21 protein-coding genes and 2 pseudogenes are annotated in these 23,405 nt (G+C 70.5%); 12 read left to right on the top strand and 11 right to left on the bottom strand.

Annotated features, from left to right (window positions below; genetic code table 11):
* The 4 genes and pseudogenes from ABZ646_RS14545 to ABZ646_RS14530 all read right to left on the bottom strand — a co-directional run.
* On the bottom strand, window positions 1-1,303 hold a 1,303-nt coding region (locus ABZ646_RS14545; RefSeq protein WP_360517762.1), incomplete at its 3' end, for an ATP-grasp domain-containing protein.
* 12 nt (window positions 1,304-1,315) lie between these two features.
* On the bottom strand, window positions 1,316-2,242 hold the full coding sequence (locus tag ABZ646_RS14540; protein WP_360517759.1) for a LuxR C-terminal-related transcriptional regulator: 927 nt from the start codon (window positions 2,240-2,242) through the stop codon (window positions 1,316-1,318).
* Between the two features lie 16 nt (window positions 2,243-2,258).
* Complete coding sequence (locus tag ABZ646_RS14535) at window positions 2,259-3,263, bottom strand: asparagine synthetase A (RefSeq protein ID WP_360517756.1); 1,005 nt, start codon at window positions 3,261-3,263, stop codon at window positions 2,259-2,261.
* 720 nt (window positions 3,264-3,983) lie between these two features.
* Window positions 3,984-4,187, bottom strand: a pseudogene (locus ABZ646_RS14530) (helix-turn-helix transcriptional regulator); the annotation flags it as partial.
* 976 nt (window positions 4,188-5,163) lie between these two features.
* On the opposite strand from ABZ646_RS14530, the gene ABZ646_RS14525 reads away from it, so the two are divergent.
* On the top strand, window positions 5,164-5,805 hold the full coding sequence (locus tag ABZ646_RS14525; RefSeq protein WP_360517753.1) for a hypothetical protein: 642 nt from the start codon (window positions 5,164-5,166) through the stop codon (window positions 5,803-5,805).
* Window positions 5,802-7,160 (top strand): copper resistance protein CopC, encoded by a 1,359-nt coding sequence (locus ABZ646_RS14520; RefSeq protein WP_360517750.1) that lies wholly within the window; start codon window positions 5,802-5,804, stop codon window positions 7,158-7,160. The genes ABZ646_RS14525 and ABZ646_RS14520 overlap by 4 nt, the downstream gene beginning before the upstream one ends.
* 125 nt (window positions 7,161-7,285) lie before the next feature.
* Here ABZ646_RS14520 and ABZ646_RS14515 read toward each other — a convergent pair whose 3' ends face one another.
* On the bottom strand, window positions 7,286-7,504 hold the full coding sequence (locus ABZ646_RS14515) for a hypothetical protein (protein ID WP_360517747.1): 219 nt from the start codon (window positions 7,502-7,504) through the stop codon (window positions 7,286-7,288).
* Between ABZ646_RS14515 and ABZ646_RS14510 the strand changes: the two are divergent.
* Window positions 7,434-7,670: pseudogene (locus tag ABZ646_RS14510) on the top strand (plastocyanin/azurin family copper-binding protein); the annotation flags it as partial. The gene ABZ646_RS14515 and the pseudogene ABZ646_RS14510 sit on opposite strands and share 71 nt — an antisense overlap.
* Before the next feature lie 17 nt (window positions 7,671-7,687).
* On the opposite strand, the gene ABZ646_RS14505 reads toward ABZ646_RS14510, so the two are convergent.
* Window positions 7,688-7,972 carry a hypothetical protein gene (locus ABZ646_RS14505; protein ID WP_360517744.1) on the bottom strand — a complete coding sequence of 95 codons (285 nt, stop codon included), beginning with the start codon at window positions 7,970-7,972 and terminating at the stop codon, window positions 7,688-7,690.
* Between the two features lie 365 nt (window positions 7,973-8,337).
* Between ABZ646_RS14505 and ABZ646_RS14500 the strand changes: the two genes are divergently transcribed.
* The 3 genes from ABZ646_RS14500 (at window position 8,338) to ABZ646_RS14490 (ending at window position 11,374) form a co-directional block, all read left to right on the top strand.
* Entirely contained in the window at window positions 8,338-9,504 is a 1,167-nt protein-coding gene (locus tag ABZ646_RS14500) for a phytanoyl-CoA dioxygenase family protein (RefSeq protein ID WP_360517741.1), read from the top strand.
* 15 nt (window positions 9,505-9,519) lie between these two features.
* Window positions 9,520-10,296 (top strand): SDR family oxidoreductase, encoded by a 777-nt coding sequence (locus ABZ646_RS14495; protein ID WP_360517738.1) that lies wholly within the window; start codon window positions 9,520-9,522, stop codon window positions 10,294-10,296.
* A 73-nt stretch (window positions 10,297-10,369) separates the two neighbouring features.
* Window positions 10,370-11,374: a Gfo/Idh/MocA family oxidoreductase gene (locus ABZ646_RS14490; protein WP_360517736.1), complete on the top strand. Its 1,005-nt coding sequence runs from the start codon at window positions 10,370-10,372 to the stop codon at window positions 11,372-11,374.
* 80 nt (window positions 11,375-11,454) lie between these two features.
* Here the strand turns inward: ABZ646_RS14490 and ABZ646_RS14485 are convergent, their stop codons facing one another.
* The 5 genes from ABZ646_RS14485 to ABZ646_RS14465 all read right to left on the bottom strand — a co-directional run bounded on the left by ABZ646_RS14485 (window position 11,455) and on the right by ABZ646_RS14465 (window position 15,678).
* Complete coding sequence (locus ABZ646_RS14485) at window positions 11,455-11,625, bottom strand: hypothetical protein (RefSeq protein ID WP_360517733.1); 171 nt, start codon at window positions 11,623-11,625, stop codon at window positions 11,455-11,457.
* 135 nt (window positions 11,626-11,760) lie between these two features.
* A complete protein-coding gene (locus ABZ646_RS14480) occupies window positions 11,761-12,663 on the bottom strand; it encodes a sugar phosphate isomerase/epimerase (RefSeq protein ID WP_360517730.1) in 903 nt (300 codons plus the stop codon).
* Between the two features lie 3 nt (window positions 12,664-12,666).
* The gene (locus ABZ646_RS14475; protein WP_360517727.1) at window positions 12,667-13,578 is read right to left on the bottom strand and encodes an ATP-binding cassette domain-containing protein; all 912 of its coding nucleotides are present in this window, start codon (window positions 13,576-13,578) and stop codon (window positions 12,667-12,669) included.
* Between the two features lie 4 nt (window positions 13,579-13,582).
* Window positions 13,583-14,659 carry an ABC transporter permease gene (locus tag ABZ646_RS14470; protein WP_360517765.1) on the bottom strand — a complete coding sequence of 359 codons (1,077 nt, stop codon included), beginning with the start codon at window positions 14,657-14,659 and terminating at the stop codon, window positions 13,583-13,585.
* A complete protein-coding gene (locus tag ABZ646_RS14465) occupies window positions 14,659-15,678 on the bottom strand; it encodes a sugar ABC transporter substrate-binding protein (RefSeq protein WP_360517724.1) in 1,020 nt (339 codons plus the stop codon). Before ABZ646_RS14465 ends, ABZ646_RS14470 begins: the two co-directional genes overlap by 1 nt.
* A gap of 349 nt (window positions 15,679-16,027) precedes the next feature.
* On the opposite strand from ABZ646_RS14465, the gene iolD reads away from it, so the two are divergent.
* The 6 genes from iolD to ABZ646_RS14435 all read left to right on the top strand — a co-directional run bounded on the left by iolD (window position 16,028) and on the right by ABZ646_RS14435 (window position 23,335).
* Window positions 16,028-17,899 (top strand): 3D-(3,5/4)-trihydroxycyclohexane-1,2-dione acylhydrolase (decyclizing), encoded by a 1,872-nt coding sequence (gene iolD, locus ABZ646_RS14460; protein WP_360517721.1) that lies wholly within the window; start codon window positions 16,028-16,030, stop codon window positions 17,897-17,899.
* Window positions 17,900-17,928: 29 nt separating this feature from the next.
* Window positions 17,929-18,714, top strand: coding sequence for a GntR family transcriptional regulator (locus ABZ646_RS14455; protein WP_360517718.1), 786 nt, complete (start codon window positions 17,929-17,931; stop codon window positions 18,712-18,714).
* A 292-nt stretch (window positions 18,715-19,006) separates the two neighbouring features.
* Entirely contained in the window at window positions 19,007-20,320 is a 1,314-nt protein-coding gene (locus ABZ646_RS14450; protein ID WP_360517715.1) for an extracellular solute-binding protein, read from the top strand.
* Window positions 20,321-20,328: 8 nt separating this feature from the next.
* Window positions 20,329-21,309: a sugar ABC transporter permease gene (locus ABZ646_RS14445; RefSeq protein ID WP_360517712.1), complete on the top strand. Its 981-nt coding sequence runs from the start codon at window positions 20,329-20,331 to the stop codon at window positions 21,307-21,309.
* The gene (locus ABZ646_RS14440) at window positions 21,306-22,193 is read left to right on the top strand and encodes a carbohydrate ABC transporter permease (protein WP_358979840.1); all 888 of its coding nucleotides are present in this window, start codon (window positions 21,306-21,308) and stop codon (window positions 22,191-22,193) included. The genes ABZ646_RS14445 and ABZ646_RS14440 overlap by 4 nt, the downstream gene beginning before the upstream one ends.
* 59 nt (window positions 22,194-22,252) lie before the next feature.
* Window positions 22,253-23,335, top strand: a complete 1,083-nt coding sequence (locus ABZ646_RS14435; RefSeq protein WP_360517709.1) for an isocitrate lyase/phosphoenolpyruvate mutase family protein — start codon at window positions 22,253-22,255, stop codon at window positions 23,333-23,335.
* The last annotated feature ends 70 nt before the right edge of the window (window positions 23,336-23,405 follow it).

Here is a 23,405-nt window from a genome sequence, read left to right as displayed (position 1 = left end):
GGGGGGGGGGGGGGGGGGGGGGGGGGGGGGGGGGGGGGGGGCCCCCCCAGGCGCCGGCCAGCGCGTCCTGCTCGGTCGCGATGACGATGCGCTCGGACGCCGTACGGGCCGTGCGTTCGGCGCCCCGGCCGTCCGGCCCGGTGGCGATCACGAAGCCGGAGCGCTCCCAGGAACTGCGGATCGGTTCGACGTGCGAGCCCACGTCCACGGCGACGGCGACGTCGCGCACGCCCGCCGTGGACCGGGCCTCGTCGATCCCGCTGACGGACGTGACGCGCCCGGGCGGGACACCCAGGAACCGGATGGCGGCGCCTTGCGGCCGCCGTGGCACCGCAGCGGGCTCCTCCCCGGCCGCGACCCGGAACCAGTTGCGCAGCAGGTCCCAGCCGTAGGCGAGTTCGATGAGCCGGTGGATCTGGTCGCCGGGCAGCCGCGCGGCGCACTCCACCAGGTGCGGCACCCCGTCCTCGATGATCCACTCGCCGTGCATGACGCCGGTGCGGAATCCGGACGCGCGGGCCAGGGCCAGCATGCTGGCGCGCAGTGATTCGCGTACGCCGCCCTCGGGCGGAGCCGGGACGACGTGTCCCATCTCCACCGGGTGGACCCCGCCGAGCAGACGCTTGGCGGTCACGTTGCAGAACAGCGCGGTACCGTCGCGCAGCAGCAGCTCGACGCTGAACTCCTCGCCCAGGAGCCGTCGTTCGGCCAGGCAGGGGCCGGGCCCCCCGTTCAGGCGCATGGTCCCGCCGATGGCGTTGCGCGCGGTGGTGTGCCGCCAGGCCGCCGCCACGTCCGCGCCGGGTTCGAGGACGAGGACGCCTTCGCTGGACTGGAGGGTGGCCGGCTTGAGGACGAACCCGTCGGGGCATCCGGCGGCGAATTCCGTCGCTTCGGCCGCGTCGGACACCTCTCTCCAGGCGGGCTGGGGGATGCCCGCCTCGTCGGCGAGCCGCCGCTGACGGCGCTTGTCGCGGAAGGTCCGGGCGGCCTCGGTGCCGGGGCCGGGCAGACCCCAGGCGTCGGCGAGGACCGCTGCGGCCACGACGCCGTAGTCGTTGCCGGGCAGCACGGCACGTACACCGGGCGGCGAGGCGACGAGGGCGGGCAGCCGGTCCGCGTCGGTCTGGACCGGGGCGGGCAGGACGTCGGCGAAGCAGGCGATCTCGCCGGTGCGGTCACGGGCGCCCCGCACGGCGAGGACTTCCGGTTCGTCCACGACGAGGACGCTGTCCGGCGCCAGGAAGCCGTCGAGGACGCGCAGCAGGTCCGCGCTGTATCCCACCAGGACGTATGCGGGCATGATCGGTCCCTTTCAGATCTCTCCGGGGCGGAGTTCGCCGTGCTGGACGCCGCAGCCCAGAGCCGCCTGCATGAGCAGGACCGCTTCGAGTCGGTTGCGCACGCACAGCTTGGTCAGGGCGTGGGAGACGTGGCTCTTGATGGTGGCCGGGGAGACGACGAGGCAGTCGGACACCTCGCCGGTCGACATCCCCTCCGCGAGCAGCGTCAGCACCTCCCGTTCCCGTCGGGTCAGGCAGCGCAGCCGGACCGCGAGATCGCGGCCGGCGTCCGCGGGCTGCATGGCCACGCAGAGTCCGACGAGGTCGGGCGAGAGCACGATGTGCCCGGTCGCGGCGGCGGCAGCGGCCTGCGGCAGGTGGGACAGCGCCCAGTCCTTGCTCAGGCAGCCCGAGGTGCCCGAGGCCAGGGCGGCGTCCAGCCGGTGCTTGGACCAGTCGACACCCACCAGGAGGGTCCTGCCGCCGCGGCGGTTCACGTCCTGGGCCTTGAGGACGTGGTTCTCCAGCGGTCCGGAGACCAGGATCGTCAGGTCCGCCCGGTGCAGCGGCCACTCCGCGGCCGGGCGACGGCTGTCGCCGGTGGCGACCAGGCTGACCTGGTCGTCCGCGTGCAGGGTGCCGCCGAAGACCTGGCGGGAGACCGGGTCCCCGTCGACCAGGAGGACGCGGGGCGGTTCGGCGGAGGGCGGGGCGGCCGGCGCGAACACCTGCGCCGGTGCGGGCGCCGTGGCAGGTCCGACGGTGGCGGGCCCGGTGGTGGCGGGTCCTCCCTTGGTGGCCGCTCCGGCCGGTCCCACGGGGCCGGCCCCTTTCACGACGGGTCCGGCCGGGCGCGGGGGGAGGCGAGGAAGGTGGTCGAGGAGCGCGGCGGCGGGGAGCACCCCGCCCCGCGCGCTCGCGCCGGTCTCGCGCTGCGGGTGGCTCGTGATACGGGTCATCGCGGCACCTCCGCGGTCAGGGCGAGACGACGCCGGGAAGCTTCGGAAAGGCGGTGGTCTGCCACACGTAGTCGGCACCCACCAGGTAGCGGGTGAAGCGCTGGACGCCGAGCCCGAAGCCCGCGCTCGGCGGTATGCCCTTCTTCACCTCGTCCAGGTACCAGCCGTACTTGGCGGGGTTTTCCCCCGTCTCGCGCATCCGGGTGATCAGACGCCGGTAGTCCGACTCCCGTTCGCCGCCGCTGATGACCTCGCCGTACCCCTCCGGCATGAGGAGGTCGAACGTCCGCAGCACGCCCGGCCGTTGACTGTCCTCGCGCTCCAGGAAGACGCGCGAGCCCTTGGGATAGTCGGTCAGGAACACGGGGCGGGCGCTGCCCTCGGAGAGGATGCGCTCGCCTTCCCAGTCGATCTCGGCCGCCGCGCTCTGGGCATGGCCGCCGTCGACGAGGCGGGAGACGGCGTCCGTGTGGGCGAGCCGTTCGAACGGGGCCGCGAGCATCGCCCGCAGCGCGTCCACGTCGCGCCCCAGGTCGCGCAGCGCCGGTTCGCACTCGGCGACGACCGCTCGGGTAGCGGTGGCGATCAGCTCCTCGGCCAGGTCCATCACCTGTTCGCGGCTGGTGTGCGCCATCTCGATGTCCAGCTGATGGAACTCCGCGAGATGGCGCTGGGTGGAGCAGGTCTCCAGCGGCTCCATCCGTACGTTCGGAGCGACGTAGAAGATCTTGTCGTAGGCGAGCAGGGCCGCCTGCTTGTAGACGAAGGCGCTCGTCATGAGTTTGTAGCGGTGGCCGTAGAAGTCGACGTCGACCTGTTTCGCGCCGCGAATTCCGGGGTCGGTGACCGGGCCGATGACGGGAGGGAGGAGTTCCACGAATCCGGCTTCGTACAGGAATTCCCGGGCATGTCGCAGAAATAAGTTCTGCAGACGGAGAATCTGGCGGGTGCTATCGGAGCTGAGGTGTGCTCGCGGTCCGGGTGGGAGGTGCGTGTCAACTACGGCTGCGGGTGCTGACATTCTTCGTGCTCCCTCGTTCTCTAAAGGGTCAGGGAAGAACTTCGCCTGATCCACGCTAGAGGAGGGAAGTGGCCGGTCCGGAATTTTCCGGCGGAATATAACCGGAATTCCGCCGGCCGGACGACCGGCTCGCGGGCACGTGCGCGCGCCCTGCGGACGTGCCGCTCAGGAGCGGGGTCTGCGCAGGGCGCGCGGGAGCGTCACGGCCGGGCGCCGGCGTATCGCCGGGGCGCGTCCGTGACCTCAGCGGGCGCGACGTTCCAGGTAGGCGGTGCCGCCGTCGACGGCGGCCAACCGCCAGCCGTCGCGGGCCACGTCGTTGAGAACGCCGGTGGCACCGGGGCCGGGCCCCTCGGGGAGCGGCACGGCCCTGTACTCGTACGCGCAGGTGTGCGCGGGGCGCCGCGCATCCGGTGGACCGGCAGGTTCCGCGTCCCGGTCGTCCCCGTCCGTGCCGGTTCCGGAAGCGTCCGCCGGAGCCGTCCCGTCGAGGGCTCCCGGGTCGGTGTCGGGGCGCGTTCCCCTGGCGGAGGCAGGAGAGGCGAGCGGGATGGATCCCTGACCGAGCGAGGAACCGGACAACCGTGGTCTCTGTTCAGGGAGTCCGTGAGCGTCGTGAAAGGACTCTCCCGGGTCGGCGGGCCGTCCGAAGTCCGGCGGACGGACGCCGTCCGGAATTCCGTACGGGCCTTCGCGCTCCTCTTCCACGGCGAGTTTCAGCAACCGGTGCCGAGTGGACCCGTCGATGCGCAGAGCGTCGGCCAGCAGCTGGACGGTCTCTTTGCGCGGATGGCGCACATGCCCCTTCTCCAGGTTTCTTATCGCGCGGGAACTGATGGTGGAGAGGTCGGCCAGCTGCTGCTGGGTGATGCCGGAACGCAGTCTGGTGCGCATCAGCATCTCGGCGAACTCAGGGTTTTCCATGAGGCTACTCCGACATCGGACATCTCGTGGACCGTACTCCCCCGGATCCGGTACGCGGCCTCCGGTGTCGCCGCGCTCGGCGCGTCCGGCGACGTCGCTTCCCACCATAGGAAGCGTTCTGCCGGGCCTCCACGTCACGACCGTCACACGCCTACGCTTCGCGACAACCTTGTGGCGGCCGACGTCCCCGCCTCGTATGCACAGGTGGGACACCACTCCCCACCCACGAAGCCGCTCCGGCTGACCGAACAGGCAAAGAGGATCCCCGAACGGCCCGCCCGGACCACGCGCCCGACCGGCCCAGGCCGTCGCACCCTGTCTGACCTGCGGGGAGGGGCGACCCAGCGGTACGGCACCGACGACAGGCACCGAACGGCGCCCGCTCACCAACGTAAAACTTGCCAAATGACCGATTCTCTGTGCTGGTTGGTCATGCGTCGGGTGCGGGTGCCGAGCAGCGTCCTTTGCCGGCCGACATCGAACTGTCCGCCTACCGCATCGTGCAGGGTGTCCCGGCTGCTCACCGAACTGAACGCCCGGGACCGGGTCCAGCCCGCGTGCGTCCACGCCCGGCCGTGCAGAAACGTACGGAACTTCCGACCCCACTCCGGATCGTCGTACAGAACCCCACCGGCATGACGCGGACCGTAGCCAGGTCCCGCCCGTGATCAATCCCAGCGCCCACGGCTGTACCGGTGTTCACCAAGGCCGCACTCCCCGGCTCATCCCTGCTGGTCCGTCCGGATTCCCTCGATGCCGCGCAGGAAATGCCAAGCGTGTTCGCATTCACGGCGCCTTCGCTTTCTTCACGGAATGCAATGTGCACATTGAGGCGGGAACGTCTGTCCTCACAGGTCACACCTGATCGAATGAGAGGCATGGAAACGAGCGATTAACTGACGCGTAGTCGACGGGAATCGTCGGCTCTGGTGCACTCCTGGTCACTGCCGTACACACACAGCGTCAGGAGGGGCTCATGCCCTTGTTCGCCAGAGCGGCCTGGCCGGGAGACCATCGCGACGAGATCGTCGCAGGGACGCTCGTCGCCGCGGTGATCGTCGTCCTCGGGTACGCCTCCGGCATCGGCACACCTCAGCCCACAACCGTCGACACCGCCTCGCCGCCCTCGGCCGGTCCCTCGGGGGGATCCGCGGCGAGTGGCTCCGGCCCGGGGGACAGCGGCTCCGGTTCCGGTGCGGACTCGGGCGCCGGCTCGGGAGGCGACAGCTTGCCCGGAGGCGGCGGTTACGTTCTTCCGGTGGGCGACGGCACCACCTCCACCGGCGCTCCCGACGGTCCTGGCACGGGCGGTGCGGGCAGCACCGGTGGCATGCCGATGCCCCCCACCGCCCCCTCCGGGTCGGCCTCGGACTCCCCCACGCCCGCCCCGTCCCCGGTCCCGTCCTCGTCCAACGGCTGCACGACGGGCGAAGTGCGGCTGTTGCAGCCACTGTTGACCGGCACCGTCGGCCAGGTCACCGGCCTGCTGGACGGCCTGCTCGGCACGGCCGCCTCACCCTCGCCGTCACCGTCGTCGTCGCCCTCGACCAGGGATCCGTCGTCGGTGTGCGTGGGCCCGGCGCCGTCACCCTCGGTGCTGTCGGAGGTGCTCCCATGAGAGGCCGACGCGGTCCCCGACTCGCCCTTGCCGCTCTCCTGGCGTTCGCGGCCCTGCTGTTCGCGGCGCCCGCCGCCTCCGCCCACACCGAACTGACCTCCACCGCACCGAAGAACGGCTCCCGGCTCACACACACTCCCGCCACGGTCCGGCTGACCTTCAGCGAGCAGGTCGACCTCGCCGACGTCCGCATCACCGCGGACCGGAAGCAGCTGACCCTGTCCCGGCCGGCCCACGGCGACGCCGAGGGCAATGTCGTCGAGGCGACCGTCCCGAGGACCACCGGCGAGGACCGGCTCACTCTCATATGGCAGGTCCATGACATGAAGGACGGCCATCCCACGTCGGGGAGCCTGTCCTTCGCGCTCGTGGCGAAGCCCGGGAACTCCGCCGCATCCGGTACCGACAAGGCCGACGCAACCGGCGTCCAGGCCGCTCCGCACCCCTCGGAGGCCGTGTACACCGCCTGGACCGTGACCCGCTGGGTCGGCTACCTCTCGCTCGCCCTCTACGTCGGTGGGCTCGCCTTCTGCGCGCTGCTGTGGCCCCAGGGCGCACAGGACCGCCGTACCCGCCGGCTCCTCACCCTCTCCTGGGCGGCCGGACTCGCGGCGGGCCTGCTCGGGCCGGGCCTGCAGGGCGCCTACGGGGCCATGGGCAGGCTCGGTGACGTGCTCAAGTCGGCCACCTACACCGACCTGCTGGGCTCCGAGATCGGCATCGTGGCCGCCTGCCGGGTCCTGATGTGGGTGCTGGCCGCGATCGTCCTGGCCGCCCTGCTCCAGGGCGGTGAGCGGGCCGCCCGTTCCCCGGGCTGGCGCGTCGGTTTCCTCGCCGTCGCCCTGGGCCTGCTGCGCACGACGGGCATGACCGGGCACAACGCCGAGGGCACGCATCCGGGTTGGGGGGAGGTCGCCGACCTGATCCATCTGCTCGGTGTCTCGCTCTGGCTGGGCGGCCTGGCCCTCCTGGTGTTCGGCGTGCTGCCCCGCCGCCGCCCGGAGGAGCTGTCCGCCGCCGTCTCCGGCTACTCCACGCTGGCAGGCGTGTCGGTCGCCGCGATCCTGGCGGCCGGATCGGTGCTGACCTGGCAGATCGTCGGTTCCTTCGGCGCACTCGTCGACACCGGGTACGGGCGCCTGCTGCTGCTGAAACTCGCCGTCCTCGCCGTGGTGCTGCTGATCGCCCGGAGCAGCCGCACCTGGGTGCGAACCCGGCTGGACATCGCCGTCCTCCTGCGCGGCGACCGCGCCACCGTACGGCCCTTCGTCTACTCGGTCGTGGCCGAGACGGGGCTCGTCCTCGTCGTCCTCGCCGCGACGAGTGTGCTGGTCACATCCGCCCCCGGGCGCTGATCGGCAATTCCCCGCACAACCCGCTGTTTCGCCCCTCATCTCGCAAGGAGACGCACCACCATGGGCACTGACACCCCTGACAGCACTGACACCACTGACAGCACCACCGCTGCTCCCCCGCCGCGTCACCGGCGCTCCCGGGTCGGCAGCCGGGTGCTGCTGGCCACCGGCGTGGGCGCGGGCGTAGCCGCGGTCGCCTGCCTCGGCCTGCTCCAGGCATCCGCCCGAGCGGCGGCTCCGCAGACCGCCGCGCCCGCGGCCGAGGCGCACTCGATGGCGATGGACCAGCCCGCCACGGCCAAGACCACGGCGGCCAAGGCCGCGGACCACACCATCAAGATCACGGGCTACAAGTTCGCCCAGCCGTCCCTGACCGTCAAGGTCGGCCAGACCGTGGAGTGGATCAACGAGGACTCCGTTCCGCACACGGTCACCACCACCAGTGGCCCGGCGAAGTTCGACTCCGGCACACTGAACAAGGGCGACAGCTGGTCGTACACCTTCACCAAGGCGGGCACCTACGAGTACTACTGCGCCGTCCACCCCGACATGACCGCCTCCATCACCGTGGTCGCCGACAGCGGGGGCAGCACGGGTGGCTCGACAGGCAGCTCGACAGGCGGCTCGACAGGCGGCTCCACGGGCGGTTCCACCGGGGGATCGACCGGCGGTTCCACCGGGGGCAGTACGGGCGGCTCGACCTCGGGCGGCTCCAGCAGCGGTTCCACCGGCGGAAGCAGCAGTTCGGGCGGCTCCAGCGGCGGGAGCAGCGGCGGAAGCGGTGACGGCGGCTCCGAGCAGTGCGTCAGCATCCAGCAGGTCCTGCTGCCGATCCTCCAGCACATCGACAAAGCACACCTGGAGGAGTCGCCGGGCCAGCAGGTCCAGGACGCGCTCCAGCTCGACAGCTACCTCAAGATGCACACCGTGTGGGTCGAATCCATCCTCACTCCGGCCGTCAACGGAGTGGGTTCCGTCGGCGACGACACCCTGACCGTGCTCCTGCAGCACATCAACTCCGCCCATCTGGAGGAGTCGCTGCTGATTGTTCGAGGGGTTTGTACTGACAAGAATGACAGAGCCCCGCCCCTCCCGTGGCCGTGCCCCCCGGCCTTGCACCGTGGCCGTGCCCGTGGCCCCGACCGTGACCGTGACCGCGACCGAAAGCAGGACACCGATGTCCCTCGCAGCCGAACAGGGCCGCCCCTGGCTGTCGCCGCAGGACTGCGACCTCGGCACGTTCCGCGCGCTGGTCGAGCGGACCACCGACCCGGCCGACTACCCGCACGCGTCGGCCGTGGAGGACAACGTCCTCGTCTACGACAGCGAGCGGCTGCGCGGCGCCGAGGCGCCGCACGGGCTGCGGACCGAACTGGTCCGCGCCCTGACGGACGGCCCGGGTGTCGTCGTCTTCCGGGGCGCGTTCCCCGATCCGGTGGTGGTCGACCGGGCCACGGCGGTGTTCGAGGCGCTGCTCTCGGAGCAGCGCGAGTCGGGTGCGCGGGCCGGCGACCACTTCGCGAGACCGGGCGCCAACGAACGGGTGTGGAACGCCCTGGAGAAGGCGGCGCTGTACGACCCGGAGGCGTTCGCCGACTACTACGCCAACGACGTCGTGGCCCTGGTCTCACGGGCCTGGCTGGGCCCCGGCTACCAGATCACCTCCCAGGTCAACGTGGTCAACCCCGGCGGCGCGGCGCAGACCGCGCACCGCGACTACCACCTCGGTTTCCTCTCCGACGAGCAGGCCGAGGCCTATCCGGCGCATGTGCACCGCCTCTCCCCCGTGCTCACCCTGCAGGGCGCGGTCGCGCACTGCGACATGCCGGTGGAGTCCGGGCCGACCATGTACCTCCCCTACTCCCAGACCTACGAGCCGGGCTACCTGGCCTGGCGGCGACCGGAGTTCCAGGCCTGGTTCAAGGCCAACCACGTGCAGCCGGCCCTCGCGAAGGGCGACGCCGCGTTCTTCAACCCGGCGGTGTTCCACGCGGCCGGCACCAACCGGACCCTCGGCGTGCGCCGGACGGCCAACCTGCTCCAGGTGTCCTCGGCCTTCGGGCGGCCCATGGAGACCGTGGACCGGGAGGCGGTGGCCAACGCCGTCTACCCGGTGCTGCGGCGGCGCCGCTCGGAGGGCGCGGGCGAGGCGTGGCTGGAACACGTGATCGCCGCGAGCGCCGAGGGCTATCCGTTCCCGACCAACCTCGACAGTGATCCGCCGGTCGACGGCATGGCTCCGCCCTCGCAGGCGGACCTGGTGCGGCGGGCGCTGCGCGAGGGCTGGGTGCCGCGGGTGCTGCGGGACGAACTACGGGCCGCCGCGGCCCGGCGTGAAAGCTGAAAGGGCAACGATCACATGGGACTTCTCGACGACAAGGTCGTCCTCGTCAACGGCGGCAGCCAGGGCGTCGGCGCGGCCGTCGCGCGTGCCGCGGTCCGTGAGGGCGCGACGGTGGCCGTGACCGGCCGCCGCCCGGAGCCCGGCGAGGCCCTGGTGGCCGAACTGTCCGCCGCGGGCGGCAAGGCCCTGTTCGTGCGGGCCGACCTCGCCGACGCCGAACAGGCCAGGTCCTCGGTGGCCGAGGTGGTCGACGCGTACGGCCGGATCGACTGCCTGGTCAACGCGGCGGGGCTCACTTCCCGGGGCACCCTCCTCGACACCACGCCCGAACTGTTCGACCAGCACATCGCGATCAACCTCAAGGGACCCTTCTTCGCGATGCAGGCGGCGGTCGCCGACATGGTCGGCCGCAAGGCGCCCGGCACGATCGTCAACATCATCACGTTCGACGCGCACGGCGGGCAGCCGTTCCTCGCGCCGTACGTCGCGGCCAAGGCCGGTCTGATCGGGCTGACCCGCAACGCGGCGCACGCGCACCGGTGGGACCGGGTGCGGATCAACGGGCTGAACATCGGCTGGACGGCGACGGAGGGGGAGGACGCGACGCAGCGGGCGTTCCACGGGGCGGGGGACGACTGGCTCAGGGAGGCCGCGGCCAAGGTGCCGATGGGCAAGCTGGGGCAGCCGGACGAGATCGCCGACTTCGTGGTGTTCCTGCTGTCGGAGCGGTCGGGTGTGGTCACCGGGTCGGTGATCGACTGGGACCAGAACGTCCTGGGGGGTCTCGGCTAGGAGTCCGCCGCCCACACAGCCCGCGCCCCTTCGAAGGCGCCCCACCATCCAGCAGTCAAGGAGTGACACCCCCATGCGTATCGGAATCCTCGGCCTCGGCCGTATCGGCGCCTTCCACGCCGAGACCCTCTCCGGGCTCGACGCCGTCGAGTCGCTCGTCCTCACCGATCCGTTCGCGGACGCCGCGAAGGCCGCCGCCGAGAAGTTCGGGGGCGAGGTCGTGGACTCGCCCGAGGCGCTGCTCGCCGCCGGGGTGGACGGCATCGTCGTGGCCGCCGCCACCGACGCCCACCCCGCCCTGATCCTGGCCGGTGTCGAGGCCGGCATCCCCGTCTTCTGCGAGAAGCCCGTCGCCAAGCACATGAGCGACGGCGTCGAGGTCCTCAAGGCCGTCCAGGGCAAGGGCGTGCCGATCCAGATCGGGTACAACCGGCGTTTCGACGCCGGTTTCGTCGCCGCGCGCGCAGCGGTGCAGGCGGGCGAACTGGGCAAGCTGCACACCGTGCGCTCCACCACCCTGGACCCCGCGCCGCCCCCGGCCGCCTATGTCGCCGCGTCCGGTGGCATCTTCCGGGACTGTTCCGTGCACGACTTCGACATCATCCGCTGGGTGACCGGCCGCGAGGTCACCGAGGTCTACGCGGTCGGCGGCAACCGGGGTGCCGACTACATCAAGGAGGCGGGCGACGCCGACACCACGGGCGCGATCCTCACGCTGGACGACGGCACCATCGCGGTGGTCTCCAACTCCCGGCACAACGCCCGTGGCTACGACGTCCGCATGGAGCTGCACGGCTTCCAGGACTCGATCGCGGTCGGCCTGGAGGACAAGCTCCCGCTGCGCTCGGTCGAGCCCGGCGTGACCTTCCCCGCGGGCACCCCGCACGACTTCTTCATGGACCGGTTCACGGCCGCCTACCGCGCCGAACTGACCGCGTTCACCGAGGTGGTCGCCGGCACCCGGACCTCCCCCTGCACGGTCGAGGACGCCCTGGAGGCGGGCTGGATCGCCGAGGCCTGCACCCTGTCTCTGCACGAGCACCGTCCGGTGACGATCGCAGAGGTGCGCGGAGCCTGACGCCGCGCAGGCGACGGGGCGGCCACCAGGACCGAGCACGCGGTCCCGGTGAGCCGCCCCGTCGCCCTTTTCCCGATCGCTCAGAGGCCGTAGCGGACGGCGAACTCGTCGGCGTCGTACCTCTCCCGGTCCGGGTCGTGCGGGATCGCCGGCCTGGTCTCCACCATGTCCTGCGGGCGGATCCGCTCGGGCAGGGCGCCGAACCGCTCCCTGCGCCGGGCCGCCTCGGTCGCCGTCTCCTCGTGGCTCATGCTGGTCCTCCCCGTCGTGGCAACGGATCCTGCCGTCATCGGGAGAACGTGCGTGCCCCGGCGGATGTTCCCGATCCCGCCGGGGCACGCGCGGGGCCGCGCGGATCTTCTCCGCGCGGCCCCGGGATGCGGCTGTCAGGCGCCGCAGGACCGCAGGAAACTGCGGGTCCGTGCCGCGATGGGCAGCGGCTTGTCCGGCTCGCAGGGGTACATGTCCTGCTCGACGATGGCGAAGAGCTCGACGCCCAGCCGCTGCGCGGCCTCCAGGACGGGGGCCAGTTCCGGCACCCCGGCGGGCGGTTCGCACATCACGCCCTGGGCCACGGCCGGCCCGAACGGCGTGCCCTTGGCCCGGACGTCGGCCAGGATCGCCGGGTCCACCTGCTTGAGGTGGAGGTAGCCGATCCGTTCGCCGTAGGTCTCGATCAGCTTGACGCTGTCGCCGCCGCAGTAGGCGTAGTGACCGGTGTCCAGGCAGAGGTCGACCAGTTCGGTGTCGGTCGAGTCGAGGAAGCGCTCGACGTGGTCCTCGGTGTCGATGTGGGTGTCGGCGTGCGGGTGGACGACGAGGTCCAGGCCGTACGTCTCCTTCACCTCGTGGCCGAGGCGTTCCATGCCCTTGGTGAGGTGCGCCCACTGCTCGCCGGTCAGCTCCGGCGGCTCCAGGATCTCGGCGGTCCTGTCGTCCCGCCAGAAGGAGGGGATGACCACCAGGTGCCGCGCGCCCACCGCCTGGGTGAGCGCGGCGACCTGGCTGACGTGCTCCCAGGTGGACTCCCAGACGGCTGGCCCGCGGTGCATGCCGGCGAAGACCGTGCCGGCCGAGACCCCGAGCTCGCGCTCGGCGAGCTCGTCGGTCAGGCGGGCCGGGTCGGTGGGCAGGTAGCCGTACGGCCCGAGTTCGATCCAGGGGTAGCCGGCCTCGGCCACCTCGTCGAGGAAGCGTTCCCAGGGGACCTGCCGGGGGTCGTCGGGGAACCAGACCCCCCAGGAGTCCGGGGCCGAGCCGACCCGGATGCGGTCGAGCGCGTTCGCCATGGGTCAGGCCTTGCCTTCGGGACCGCTCGCCACCGGGGCGCCGAGGTCCTCCTCTTCCGGGAGTTCCTCGGTGTCCACACCGCGGACCTGGGAGAGCTCGTGCTTCAGGGCGGCCAGCTCGGCACCGCCCGCCATGTGGTTGGTGAGCTCTTCGAGGGTGATGTCGCTGCGCTGGGCGGAGAGTTCGAGGGTGCCGAGGCGCAGCACGCTGAAGTGGTCGCCGACCATGTAGGCGTGGTGCGGGTTGTGGGTGATGAAGATGACGCCCAGGCCGCGTTCGCGGGCGGCGGCGATGTACTTCAGCACCACACCGGACTGCTTGACGCCGAGGGCGGCGGTCGGCTCGTCGAGGATGAGGACGCGGGCGCCGAAGTAGACGGCGCGGGCGATCGCCACGCACTGGCGCTGGCCGCCGGAGAGGGTGCCGATGGGCTGCTCCAGGTCGTCCAGGACGATGCCCATGTTGCGCAGTTCCCGGTCGGCGGTCTCCTTCATCTTCGCGATGTCGAGACGGCGCACGGGCCAGGGGCCCTTGGTCATCTCGGAGCCGAGGAAGAAGTTGCGCCACACCGGCATCAGCGGGACGGTGGCGAGGTCCTGGTAGACGGTGGCGATGCCCTTGTCGAGGGCGTCGCGCGGGCTGGCGAAGCGCACCGGCTCGCCGTCGACGAGGAGGTCGCCCTCGGTGTGCTGGTGCAGCCCCGAGATGATCTTGATGAGGGTGGACTTGCCGGCGCCGTTGTCACCGAGGACGCAGGTCACCTGGTTGGCGAAGACCTTGAGGTCGACGCCGTGCAGGGCGCGGATGTTGCCGTACGACTTGCCCGTGCCGCGCAGTTCGACGATCGGGCCGCCGTCGGTGGGCGCCGTGTCCTGGAGGATGGCACCGTGCGTTCCGGTTGTGTTGTCTGTCATCGGGTCACCTCCTGGTCGCGGTGCGCTGGACCCACAGGTTGATCATGACGGCGCCGAGCAGCATGACGCCGAGGAAGGCCTTGAACCAGTCGGGGTTCCAGCCCGCGTAGACGATGCCCTGCTGCACCATGCCGAACATGAAGGCGCCGAAGACCGGGCCGATCGCGGAACCGGCGCCGCCGGTGAGCAGGCAGCCGCCGATGACCGCGGCGGAGATGTAGATCAGCTCCTGGCCGACCCCCTCGCCGGACTGCACGGTGTTGAAGGAGAACAGCTGGTGCATGCCGACGAACCAGGCACCGAAGCCGACCAGCATGAACAGGGAGATCTTGGTGAAGTTCACCGGGACGCCGACCGCCCGGGCGCTGTCCTTGTTGCCGCCGACCGCGAAGATCCAGTTGCCGTACTTGGTGCGCAGCAGGACCCAGGTGGCGACGGCGGCGAAGAACAGCCACCAGAAGATGGTGATCTTCACATCGACGCCGCCGATGGTGACGGTCGAGGCGAAGATGCTCTTCACCTGGTTGAAGCCGTCCATGTTGCTGATGTCGTCGGTGGCGACGTTGCCGGTGACCAGCTTGGTCACCGCGAGGTTCACACCCTGGAGGATCAGGAAGCTGCCCAGGGTGATCAGGAAGCTGGGCAGTCCGGTGCGGACCACCAGCCAGCCGTTGAGGGCCCCGATGGCGAGCGACACGACGAGCGCGGCGATCACGCCCACCCACACGTTCATGGACAGCTGGTACGCCAGCATGCTCGCGGTCAGCGCCGAGGTGACCACCGCGACACCGGCCGAGAGGTCGAACTCGCCGCCGATCATCAGCAGGGCCACCGGGATCGCCATGATCCCGATCGTCGACGACTGGTAGAGGATGTTCGCCATCGAACTGGCCTCGCGCACCGGCGGCGCGGCGACCAGGAAGAAGACGTAGACCGCGACGGCGCCGAGGAAGACACCCACCTCGGGGCGGGCCAACAGCCTCAGTGCCAGGGGCCGCTGCGCGGTACGGCCGTCCTTCTCCTTGGGGCCAGGGGCCGGCGGTGTCGCCACCGCCGGCGCTGACTGCTGACTCATACCGATCACCGTGTGCCCTTCGCGGCGAACTGGGCGACCTTCTCGACGTTGGACTTGTCGACGAAGGCCGGGCCGGTCAGGACCGGCTGCTCGCCACCCCCGCTGTAGTTGCCGTTGTTCTTGTAGAGCCACAGCGAGTCGACCGCGAGGTAGCCCTGGAGGTAGGGCTGCTGGTCCACGGCGAACTCGATGGTGCCCTTGCTGATGGCGCCGGTCAGGTCCTTGTTCAGGTCGAAGGTGGCGATCTTGGCCTTGCTGCCCGCGTCGGAGACCGACTGCACGGCGATCAGCGCGATGGGGGCGCCGAGCGTGACCACGTGGTCGACGGCGCTGTCCTGCTTGAGCTTGGCGGTGATCGTGGACTTGACCGAGGTCGGGGAGGTGCCGTCCACGTACAGGGTCTCGGTCGTGCCCGAGAACGTCTTCTTCACACCGTCGCAGCGCTGGGTGAGGCCGACGTTGCCCTGCTCCTGGATGACACAGACGACCTTCTTGGCGCCCTCCGTGTTCAGCCGGTTGCCGAGCGCCTCGCCCGCGACCGTCTCGTCCTGGCCGAAGAACTCCATCAGGCCGAGCTTCTTCCAGTCGCTGAGGCCGGAGTTGAGCCCCACGACCGGGATGTTCGCCGAGGTCGCCTTGGAGATGACGTCCTTCATGGCGTCCGGCTTGGCGAGGGTGAGGGCGATCCCGTCGACCTTCTGGTCGATCGCGTTCTGCACCAGGTTGGCCTGGTTGCCGGCGTTCGGGTCGGCCGAGTAGACCAGCTTGATGTTGTCCTTGGCCGCGGCCGCCTCGGCACCCTTGCGGACGATGTCCCAGAAGGTGTCGCCGGGCGCCTGGTGGGTGACGAGCGCGACCGTCATGCGGGGGGTGCTCGCCTTGCCCGCGGAGGCGGCCGCGCCGCCCTCCTCGGACTTCTTTCCTCCGGTGCTGCTGGAGCAGCCGGTGAGAGCCAGGGCGGCCGCCGCGGCCGCGGCGACGAAGGGGGCCAGTTTCCGCGTACGGGTACGGGCTGAACGGTCCATCTTTCCTGCACCTCACTGTGCGCCGGGGGAGAAGGGAGATCACGGGGATCCCTCGGCCCGGGCCGAAAAGCGGCGGTCCGAGCCGGTGCTGCGTGTTGGGACGGGATACAAGTCCCTGTTCGGCCCGCTGTCAATACTTTGTTAAGACATCATTTCACGCTCAGGTCCGAATGTAAGTACAAACCATTGACAGCGCGACCCGTCCCGATCTACACCTGAGTGGCATATCCCGCCCGTACCCGAGGAGGCAAGGCGATCCCTACCCGCTGCCGCCGGAGGTACCCCTGACCACTCCGGCCGGCCCCGCCCGTCCCCCCGCTCCCACCACCGCGCCCGAATGAGGTCACCCATGAGCCAGCCGACCACCCGCCTGACCGTCGCCCAGGCACTGGTGCGGTTCCTGTCCGCCCAGTACACCGAGCGCGACGGCGTCCGGCACCGGCTGATCGCCGGCACCTGGGGCATCTTCGGCCACGGCAACGTGGCCGGGATCGGCCAGGCGCTCCTTGAGTACGGCGACGCCATGCCGTACCACCAGGGCCGCAACGAGCAGGCGATGGTGCACGCGGCCGTGGCACACGCCCGGCAGCTGGACCGGCTCTCCGCGCAGGCGGTGACCACGTCCATCGGTCCGGGCGCCACCAACCTGGTGACCGGCGCGGCCCTCGCCACCATCAACCGCCTGCCGGTGCTGCTGCTGCCCGGCGACTACTTCGCGAGCCACGCCCCCGACCCGCTGCTGCAACAGCTGGAGCACCCGAGCGAGTTCGACGTCTCGGTGAACGACACCCTGCGGCCGGTCTCGCGCTACTTCGACCGGGTCACCCGCGCCGAGGCGCTGATCCCCTCCGCCCTGAACGCGATGCGTGTGCTCGCCGACCCGGCCGAGACCGGCGCGGTCACCCTCGCCCTCCCCCAGGACGTCCAGGCGGAGGCCTACGACTGGCCGGAGGAGTTCTTCGCCGACCGCGTCTGGCGGGTACGGCGGCCGGCCCCCGACCCGGTCGAGCTGACGGCCGCGGCAGCCGCCGTACGGGCCGCCCGGCGCCCGTTGATCGTGGCGGGCGGCGGAGTCCACCACAGCCGCGCGGAGGACGCCCTGAGGGCCCTTGTGGAGGCCACGGGCATCCCCGTCGCCTCCACCCAGGCGGGCAAGGGCTCGCTGCGCCACGACCACCCGGCCGATCTGGGCGGTATCGGACACACCGGGACCGCCGTCGCCGACGACCTGGCCCGCGCCGCCGACCTGGTCATCGGCGTCGGCACCCGGTACTCGGACTTCACCACGGCCTCCGGCACCCTCTTCCAGAACCCGGCCGTCCGCTTCCTGAACCTGAACATCACCGGCCTCGACGCCCACAAGCAGTCCGCGCACCCTCTGGTCTGCGACGCGCGCGCCGGGCTCACGGCCCTCACCGAGGCCCTCGCCGGGCACCGGGTGGCGCCGGAGTACGTGACCGAGTACCGGGAGGGCAAGGGGCGCTGGGAGGCGGTCGTCGAGGCCGCCTACCGAGCGGACGACGAGGACGCCGTACCGACCCAGACCCAGGTGCTCGGCGCACTGGACGCGGTCGTCGGGGATGACGACGTTGTCATCAACGCGGCCGGTTCGCTCCCTGGCGACCTGCACAAGCTGTGGCGGGCCCGCTCGCCGCGCCAGTACCACCTGGAGTACGGCTACTCCTGCATGGGGTACGAGATCCCGGCCGGCATCGGCGTCCAGCAGGCCGCGCCGGACGTCACGGTCTGGTCGCTGGTCGGCGACGGCACCTACCTGATGATGCCGACCGAGATCGTCACCGCCGTCCAGGAGGGCCTGCCGGTCAACCTGGTCCTCATCCAGAACCACGGCTACGCCTCCATCGGCGGCCTGTCCGAGGCGGTGGGCGGCGAGCGGTTCGGCACCGCCTACCGGTACCGGGCCGCCGACGGCACCTTCTCCGGCGCCCCGCTGCCGGTCGACCTCGCCGCCAACGCGGCCAGCCTCGGCATGGAGGTGCTGCGCGCCAAGACGGTGCGGGAGCTGCGCGAGGCGCTGTCCGCGGCCCGCGCGAGCGACCGGCCGACGTGCGTGTACGTGGAGACGGACCCGGCGCCCGGCGCTCCCCCGGCCGAGGCGTGGTGGGACGTGCCGGTCGCCGAGACCGCGTCCCGCGAGGCCGCCGTACAAGCCCGTGAGCACTACGACCGGCAGGTCGCCGAACGCGTTCGGCACCTGTGACCACCAGAACCCCGGAAGGAGGTCTCCCGGTGGCAAGAACCGGTGATTCCACCCGCGCCGCGACCCTCTCGGCGCTCGGCACCCTGGACTTCGCCCTGGACCGGGGCAGCCCGGTGCCGCTCTACTACCAGCTCGCCCAGCAGCTGGAGGAGGCCATCGAGCACGGCGTCCTGGCGCCGGGCAACCTCCTGGGCAACGAGATCGACCTGTCGGTGCGGCTCGGCCTGTCCCGGCCCACGGTCCGCCAGGCCATTCAGTCGCTCGTCGACAAGGGCCTCCTCGTGCGCCGCCGGGGGGTGGGCACCCAGGTGGTGCACAGCCAGGTCAAGCGCCCGCTGGAGCTGAGCAGTCTCTACGACGACCTGGAGTCGGCCGGGCAGGGCCCGACCACCCAGGTGCTGCGCAACGAGCGGATCCCGGCGACCGCCGAGGTGGCCGCGGCGCTCGGCATCGCGGAGGGCGCGGAGGTGGTGGTCCTGGAGCGGCTGCGCTGCACCCACGGCCAGCCGGTGGCGTTCCTGTGCAACTACCTGCCCGCGGCCCTGCTCGACCTGGAGACGGAACGTCTGGAGTCGACCGGCCTGTACCGGATGATGCGCACGGCCGGCATCACCCTGCACAGCGCCCGGCAGACCGTGGGCGCCCGCAGCGCGACCGCCGAGGAGGCCGGCCGGCTGGACGAGCAGGCGGGCGCCGCCCTGCTCACCATGCGCCGCACGGCCTACGACGACACCGGCCGACCGGTGGAGTACGGCAGCCACGTCTACCGGGCGTCCCGGTACGCCTTCGACTTCCAGTTGCTCGTCCGTCCGTAGCCGGGAGCAGCAGGTTCGGGGGTGTGAAACCAACATGCCCGCACACGAGCCCCCACGGTGTTTGTCCCGTGGGGGCTCGGTCGTCCCGCTTTGTTCAACGAACCGGCAGGCGACCATGACGATTACGTTTCGGGCAAGAGACGGGCGAGAGAGACGCAGGCTATTGACGCATGAGCGGACAAGCGGCTGTTATTGCGCCCACGATGTTCGGCCGAGTTGGTTTCTGATCGGTTTCGGGACCTTTCGAAGATCAGCTCTTCCCCTTGCCGAACCCTGTTACTCAGGAGCCGCCATGCGCATCTCCCCGTCCGGTCTTCACGTGCCGGGTCCGAGCCGCCGTAACGTCCTGCGTGGGGCCGGCTCTGCCGCCCTCCTCGCGGGTGCCGGCATACCCCTGCTGTCCGCCTGCGGAAGCAGCGGGTCCTCCTCCGACCCGAAGACCGTCAGCCTCGGCTCCAACTCCTCCGACGCCGTGCCGAAGAAGGCGTTCGCGGAGATCTACGCGGCCTTCACCAAGCAGTCCGGCATCAAGGTCGACGTCAACACGAAGGACCACAACACCTTCCAGGAGCAGATCAACTCCTACCTGCAGGGCACGCCGGACGACGTGTTCACCTGGTTCGCCGGCTACCGCATGCAGTTCTTCGCGGCCAAGAACCTGGCCTCGCCGATCGACGACGTGTGGGCGAAGATCGGGGACAACTTCCCCGACGCGATGAAGCAGCTCAGCAAGGGCGAGGACGGCAAGTACTACTTCGTCCCGCTGTACACGTACCCCTGGGCGATCTTCTACCGCAAGAGCGTCTTCCAGGCCAAGGGCTACGAAGTCCCCACCACCTGGGACGCGTTCGTCGCCCTGTGCAAGAAGATGAAGGGCGACGGCCTGGTCCCGATCGCCTTCGGCGACAAGGACGCCTGGCCGGCGATGGGCACCTTCGACCAGATCAACTTCCGCCTCAACGGCTACGACTTCCACAAGTCCCTGATGGCGGGCAAGGAGGCGTGGACCGACCCCAAGGTCAAGGCCGTCTTCGACCACTGGGCCGAGATCCTCCCCTACCACCAGGACGGCTTCATGGGCCGCACGTGGCAGGACGCCGCGCAGACCCTGGTCTCCAAGAAGGCCGGCATGTACGTCCTCGGCTCCTTCGTGGGCCAGCAGTTCACCAACAAGGCCGACCTGGACGACCTCGACTTCTTCGCCTTCCCGGAGCTCAACCCCGCGTACGGCCAGGACACCGTCGAGGCGCCCACCGACGGCTTCATGGTCAGCAAGTCCCCGAAGAACCACGACGGCGTCGTCAAGCTCATGGAGTACCTCGGCACCCCCGAGGCGGAGCAGATCTACCTCAAGGCCGACAACAGCGTGGTGGCCGCCTCCAGCAAGGCCGACACCTCGTCGTACACCGCGCTGCAGAAGAAGGCGTACACGATGATCAGCGGCGCCAAGAACCTCACCCAGTTCATGGACCGCGACTCCCGCCCGGACTTCACCTCCACGGTGATGCAGCCCGGTCTGCAGAAGTTCCTGCAGAACCCCAAGGGGATCGACAGTCTGCTCTCGTCCATCGAGCGCCAGAAGAAGACCATCTTCGCCTCCCAGTGAGCTCTGGAATGACCACCGAAATCCCCACGAAGTCCCAGGAGGCGGCCGCCGTGCCGCCTCCTGGGCGCGCGTCTGAGAAGAAGCGGGTCCCGCAGGGCCACAAGCGCCTGCTGACCCGCCGTGACCGGATCACGCTCGCCTTCATGGCCGGCGTGCCGACGATCCTCCATGTCCTCCTCGTCTGGGTGACCGCGATCGCCTCGATCCTCCTGGCCTTCACCAGCTGGGACGGCATCGGCTTCGACTCCATCAAGTGGGTCGGGCTCGACAACTTCCACCAGCTCTTCACCGACAACCCGCAGTTCTGGCCCGCGGTCGAGCACAACGTCATCTGGTTCGTGGTGCTCATCCTGATCCCGACGCCGTTCGGCCTGTTCCTGGCCGTACAGCTGGACAAGAAGATCCGGTTCAGCCGGGTCTACCAGACGGCGTTCTTCCTGCCGGTCGTGATCTCCCTGGCCTGCATCGGGTTCGTCTGGCAGCTCATCTACAACCCGGACACAGGGCTGATCAACAGCATCATCGGTGCCAACAAGCCCGGCCACTACATCGACTGGATCGGCGATCCGAAGCTCAACCTGTGGGCCGTGCTGATCGCCGCGTCCTGGCGGCACGCCGGCTACATGATGATCCTGTACCTGGCCGGTCTCAAGAGCGTCGACCCGTCGCTGCGGGAGGCGTCGGCCCTGGACGGCGCCAACGAGTGGCAGACGTTCAAGAACGTCATCTTCCCGACCCTGCGCCCGACCAACACGGTCGTCCTCGTCGTGACCATCATCGAGGCGCTGCGCGCCTTCGACCTGGTCTTCGTCTTCAACAAGGGCGCCCAGGGCACCGAGTTGCTCTCCATCCTGGTGACCAACAACATCATCGGCGAGTCCAGCCGCATCGGTTACGGCTCCGCGATCGCGGTGGTCCTGCTGTTCATCTCGCTGATCGTGATCATTCCCTACCTGATCGCGACCTTCCGGAAGGAGCGGCGCGCATGAGCACCGTGAGCGCGCTGGCCAAGCAGCGCAACCCGATCCGCCCGGCCCGCGTCCTGCTGCACGTCTTCCTGGCCGGCGCGGCCCTGGCCTGGCTCGCCCCGCTGCTGTGGGCGGTCTTCTCGGCCATGCGCCCGTACAGCGAGACCAGCGCGCGCGGCTACCTGTCCTGGCCGCACACGCTGAACTTCGACAACTTCAAGAACGCGTTCACGCAGTCGGACATGACCCACTACTTCATGAACACGTTGATCATCGCGGTCCCGGCCGTGCTGCTCACGCTGTTCCTGTCGTCGATGGTCGCGTTCTACGTCAGCCGGTTCGACTTCCGGGTCAACCTGGCGCTGCTGCTGGTGTTCACCGCGGGCAACCTGCTCCCCCAGCAGGTCATCATCACCCCGCTGTACCGGCTGTACCTGCTGACCAACCTGCCGGGCATCACCCAGAGCGGCAAGCTGTACGACTCGGCGCTCGGCCTGGTCCTGATCCACGTCGCGTTCCAGTCCGGGTTCTGCGCGTTCGTGCTGTCGAACTACATGCGCTCGCTCCCGCACGAGCTGACCGAGGCCGCGCTGGTGGACGGCGCCTCGGTGTGGCGGCTGTACTGGCAGATCACGCTGCCGCTGTGCCGGCCCGCCATGGCGGCCCTGGCGACCCTGCTGTCGATCTGGATCTACAACGACTTCTTCTGGGCGCTGGTGCTGATCTCGACCGGTGAGAACATGCCGATCACCTCGGCGCTGAACAACCTCTCCGGCCAGTACTTCACCGACCCGAACCTGGTCGCCGCCGGCTCGCTGCTCACCGCGATCCCGACACTGATCGTGTACTTCGTGCTCCAGAAGCAGTTCGTCAGCGGTCTGACCCTGGGCTCCGCGAAGGGCTGACCCGGCTCCTCCCCCCGGCCGGGTGCGCACGCACTCGGCCACCTGTGAAAGAGAACCCCGTGCACAACCCGTTCACCCCGGCCGCCGCCGTGCCGGTGGACACGCGCACCGCCCGTGTCCACGAGGAGGGCTGGCAGTCCTGGTCGCCGAGCGGCTCCTACGCCCTCGGGGCCGCGCCCCACCGCCCGACGAACGACAACTGGGCGACCGTCTGTTACCGCCCCGGCCGGGGTGTGCCCGCCGGAGCCCACCAGGGCGAGGGCCTGCTGGCGCTCGACCCGGGCGACGGCTCGCCGGTCCGGCTCTGGGCGGCGCCGGACCCGCTGCACGAGGTGCCGTCGATCCGCCTCACGGTCGCGGGCGGTGTGGCCGAGGTGGCGGCCGACGGCCCGGTCAAGGAGTGGACCGGCACGGGCATCCAGTCCGTGCTGGCCGAGTGGGCCGACTCGCTCGCCCTGCCGGCCCCGCGCCCCGCGCCGACCGTCTGGTGCTCCTGGTACGAGTACTTCACGGCCGTCACCGAGGACGACATCCACGAGAACCTGCGGGCGATGGACACCCTCGACCTGCCGATCGACGTGGTGCAGATCGACGACGGCTACCAGAAGGCGCTGGGCGACTGGCTGACCCTCTCGGGCCGGTTCCGCTCCCGGCAGGGCATCGAGGACTTCACCGGCGACCGCTCCGGGCCGCTGTACGACCCGGAACTCTCGGCCGACCGCATCCGTGCCGCACGCCAGGTCGTCGACGCGGCCGGCGAGCCGTTCGTCCTGGTCGGCCGCACCGACGTGCTGCTGACCGGCGGCCCGCTCGCGGAGGCCGTCCGCCGGGCCGACGCCTACCTCGCGGCGGGCGCGGACTGCGCGTTCGTGCCGGGCGCTGCCGACGCGGCGACGATCGGCACCCTGGTGAAGGAGATCGACGGGCCGCTGAACGTGGTCATGGGGCTGACGGGCGGTGACCTGTCGCTGGCCGAGCTGCGCGAACTCGGGGTGCGCCGGGTCACGGTGGGCGGCAGCATCGCGCGGGCCATGTACGCGCAGCTGCTGGGCGCGGCACGGGAGCTGGCGGAGCGGGGCACGTTCTCGTACGCCGAGGCCCAGCTCCCGCAGGACGATCTGAACGAGCTCTTCCGCAGATGACGGAGCGGGCGGGCCGGGCTAACGCCCAGCCCAGTGCCAGCAGCCTGCGGTCGGTGCCGAAGACGTTCAT

Origin of the sequence: Streptomyces sp. NPDC007162 (assembly GCF_040634175.1) — a bacterium.
Classification (GTDB): Bacteria; Actinomycetota; Actinomycetes; order Streptomycetales; family Streptomycetaceae; genus Streptomyces.
The sequence above is the reverse complement of the archived record's forward strand: the minus strand, read 5'-3'. Positions and strand labels throughout refer to the sequence as shown.

Coding starts and splice junctions, on each gene's coding strand:
- ABZ646_RS14540 (WP_360517759.1), bottom strand. CDS start 2,242: ATGACCCGTATCACGAGCCACCCGCAGCGCGAGACCGGCGCGAGCGCG.
- ABZ646_RS14450 (WP_360517715.1), top strand. CDS start 19,007: ATGCGCATCTCCCCGTCCGGTCTTCACGTGCCGGGTCCGAGCCGCCGT.
- ABZ646_RS14500 (WP_360517741.1), top strand. CDS start 8,338: ATGTCCCTCGCAGCCGAACAGGGCCGCCCCTGGCTGTCGCCGCAGGAC.
- ABZ646_RS14480 (WP_360517730.1), bottom strand. CDS start 12,663: ATGGCGAACGCGCTCGACCGCATCCGGGTCGGCTCGGCCCCGGACTCC.
- ABZ646_RS14490 (WP_360517736.1), top strand. CDS start 10,370: ATGCGTATCGGAATCCTCGGCCTCGGCCGTATCGGCGCCTTCCACGCC.
- ABZ646_RS14495 (WP_360517738.1), top strand. CDS start 9,520: ATGGGACTTCTCGACGACAAGGTCGTCCTCGTCAACGGCGGCAGCCAG.
- ABZ646_RS14535 (WP_360517756.1), bottom strand. CDS start 3,263: ATGTCAGCACCCGCAGCCGTAGTTGACACGCACCTCCCACCCGGACCG.
- ABZ646_RS14505 (WP_360517744.1), bottom strand. CDS start 7,972: ATGCTGACGCACTGCTCGGAGCCGCCGTCACCGCTTCCGCCGCTGCTC.
- ABZ646_RS14485 (WP_360517733.1), bottom strand. CDS start 11,625: ATGAGCCACGAGGAGACGGCGACCGAGGCGGCCCGGCGCAGGGAGCGG.
- ABZ646_RS14445 (WP_360517712.1), top strand. CDS start 20,329: ATGACCACCGAAATCCCCACGAAGTCCCAGGAGGCGGCCGCCGTGCCG.
- ABZ646_RS14475 (WP_360517727.1), bottom strand. CDS start 13,578: ATGACAGACAACACAACCGGAACGCACGGTGCCATCCTCCAGGACACG.
- ABZ646_RS14440 (WP_358979840.1), top strand. CDS start 21,306: ATGAGCACCGTGAGCGCGCTGGCCAAGCAGCGCAACCCGATCCGCCCG.
- ABZ646_RS14525 (WP_360517753.1), top strand. CDS start 5,164: ATGCCCTTGTTCGCCAGAGCGGCCTGGCCGGGAGACCATCGCGACGAG.
- ABZ646_RS14520 (WP_360517750.1), top strand. CDS start 5,802: ATGAGAGGCCGACGCGGTCCCCGACTCGCCCTTGCCGCTCTCCTGGCG.
- ABZ646_RS14465 (WP_360517724.1), bottom strand. CDS start 15,678: ATGGACCGTTCAGCCCGTACCCGTACGCGGAAACTGGCCCCCTTCGTC.
- iolD (WP_360517721.1), top strand. CDS start 16,028: ATGAGCCAGCCGACCACCCGCCTGACCGTCGCCCAGGCACTGGTGCGG.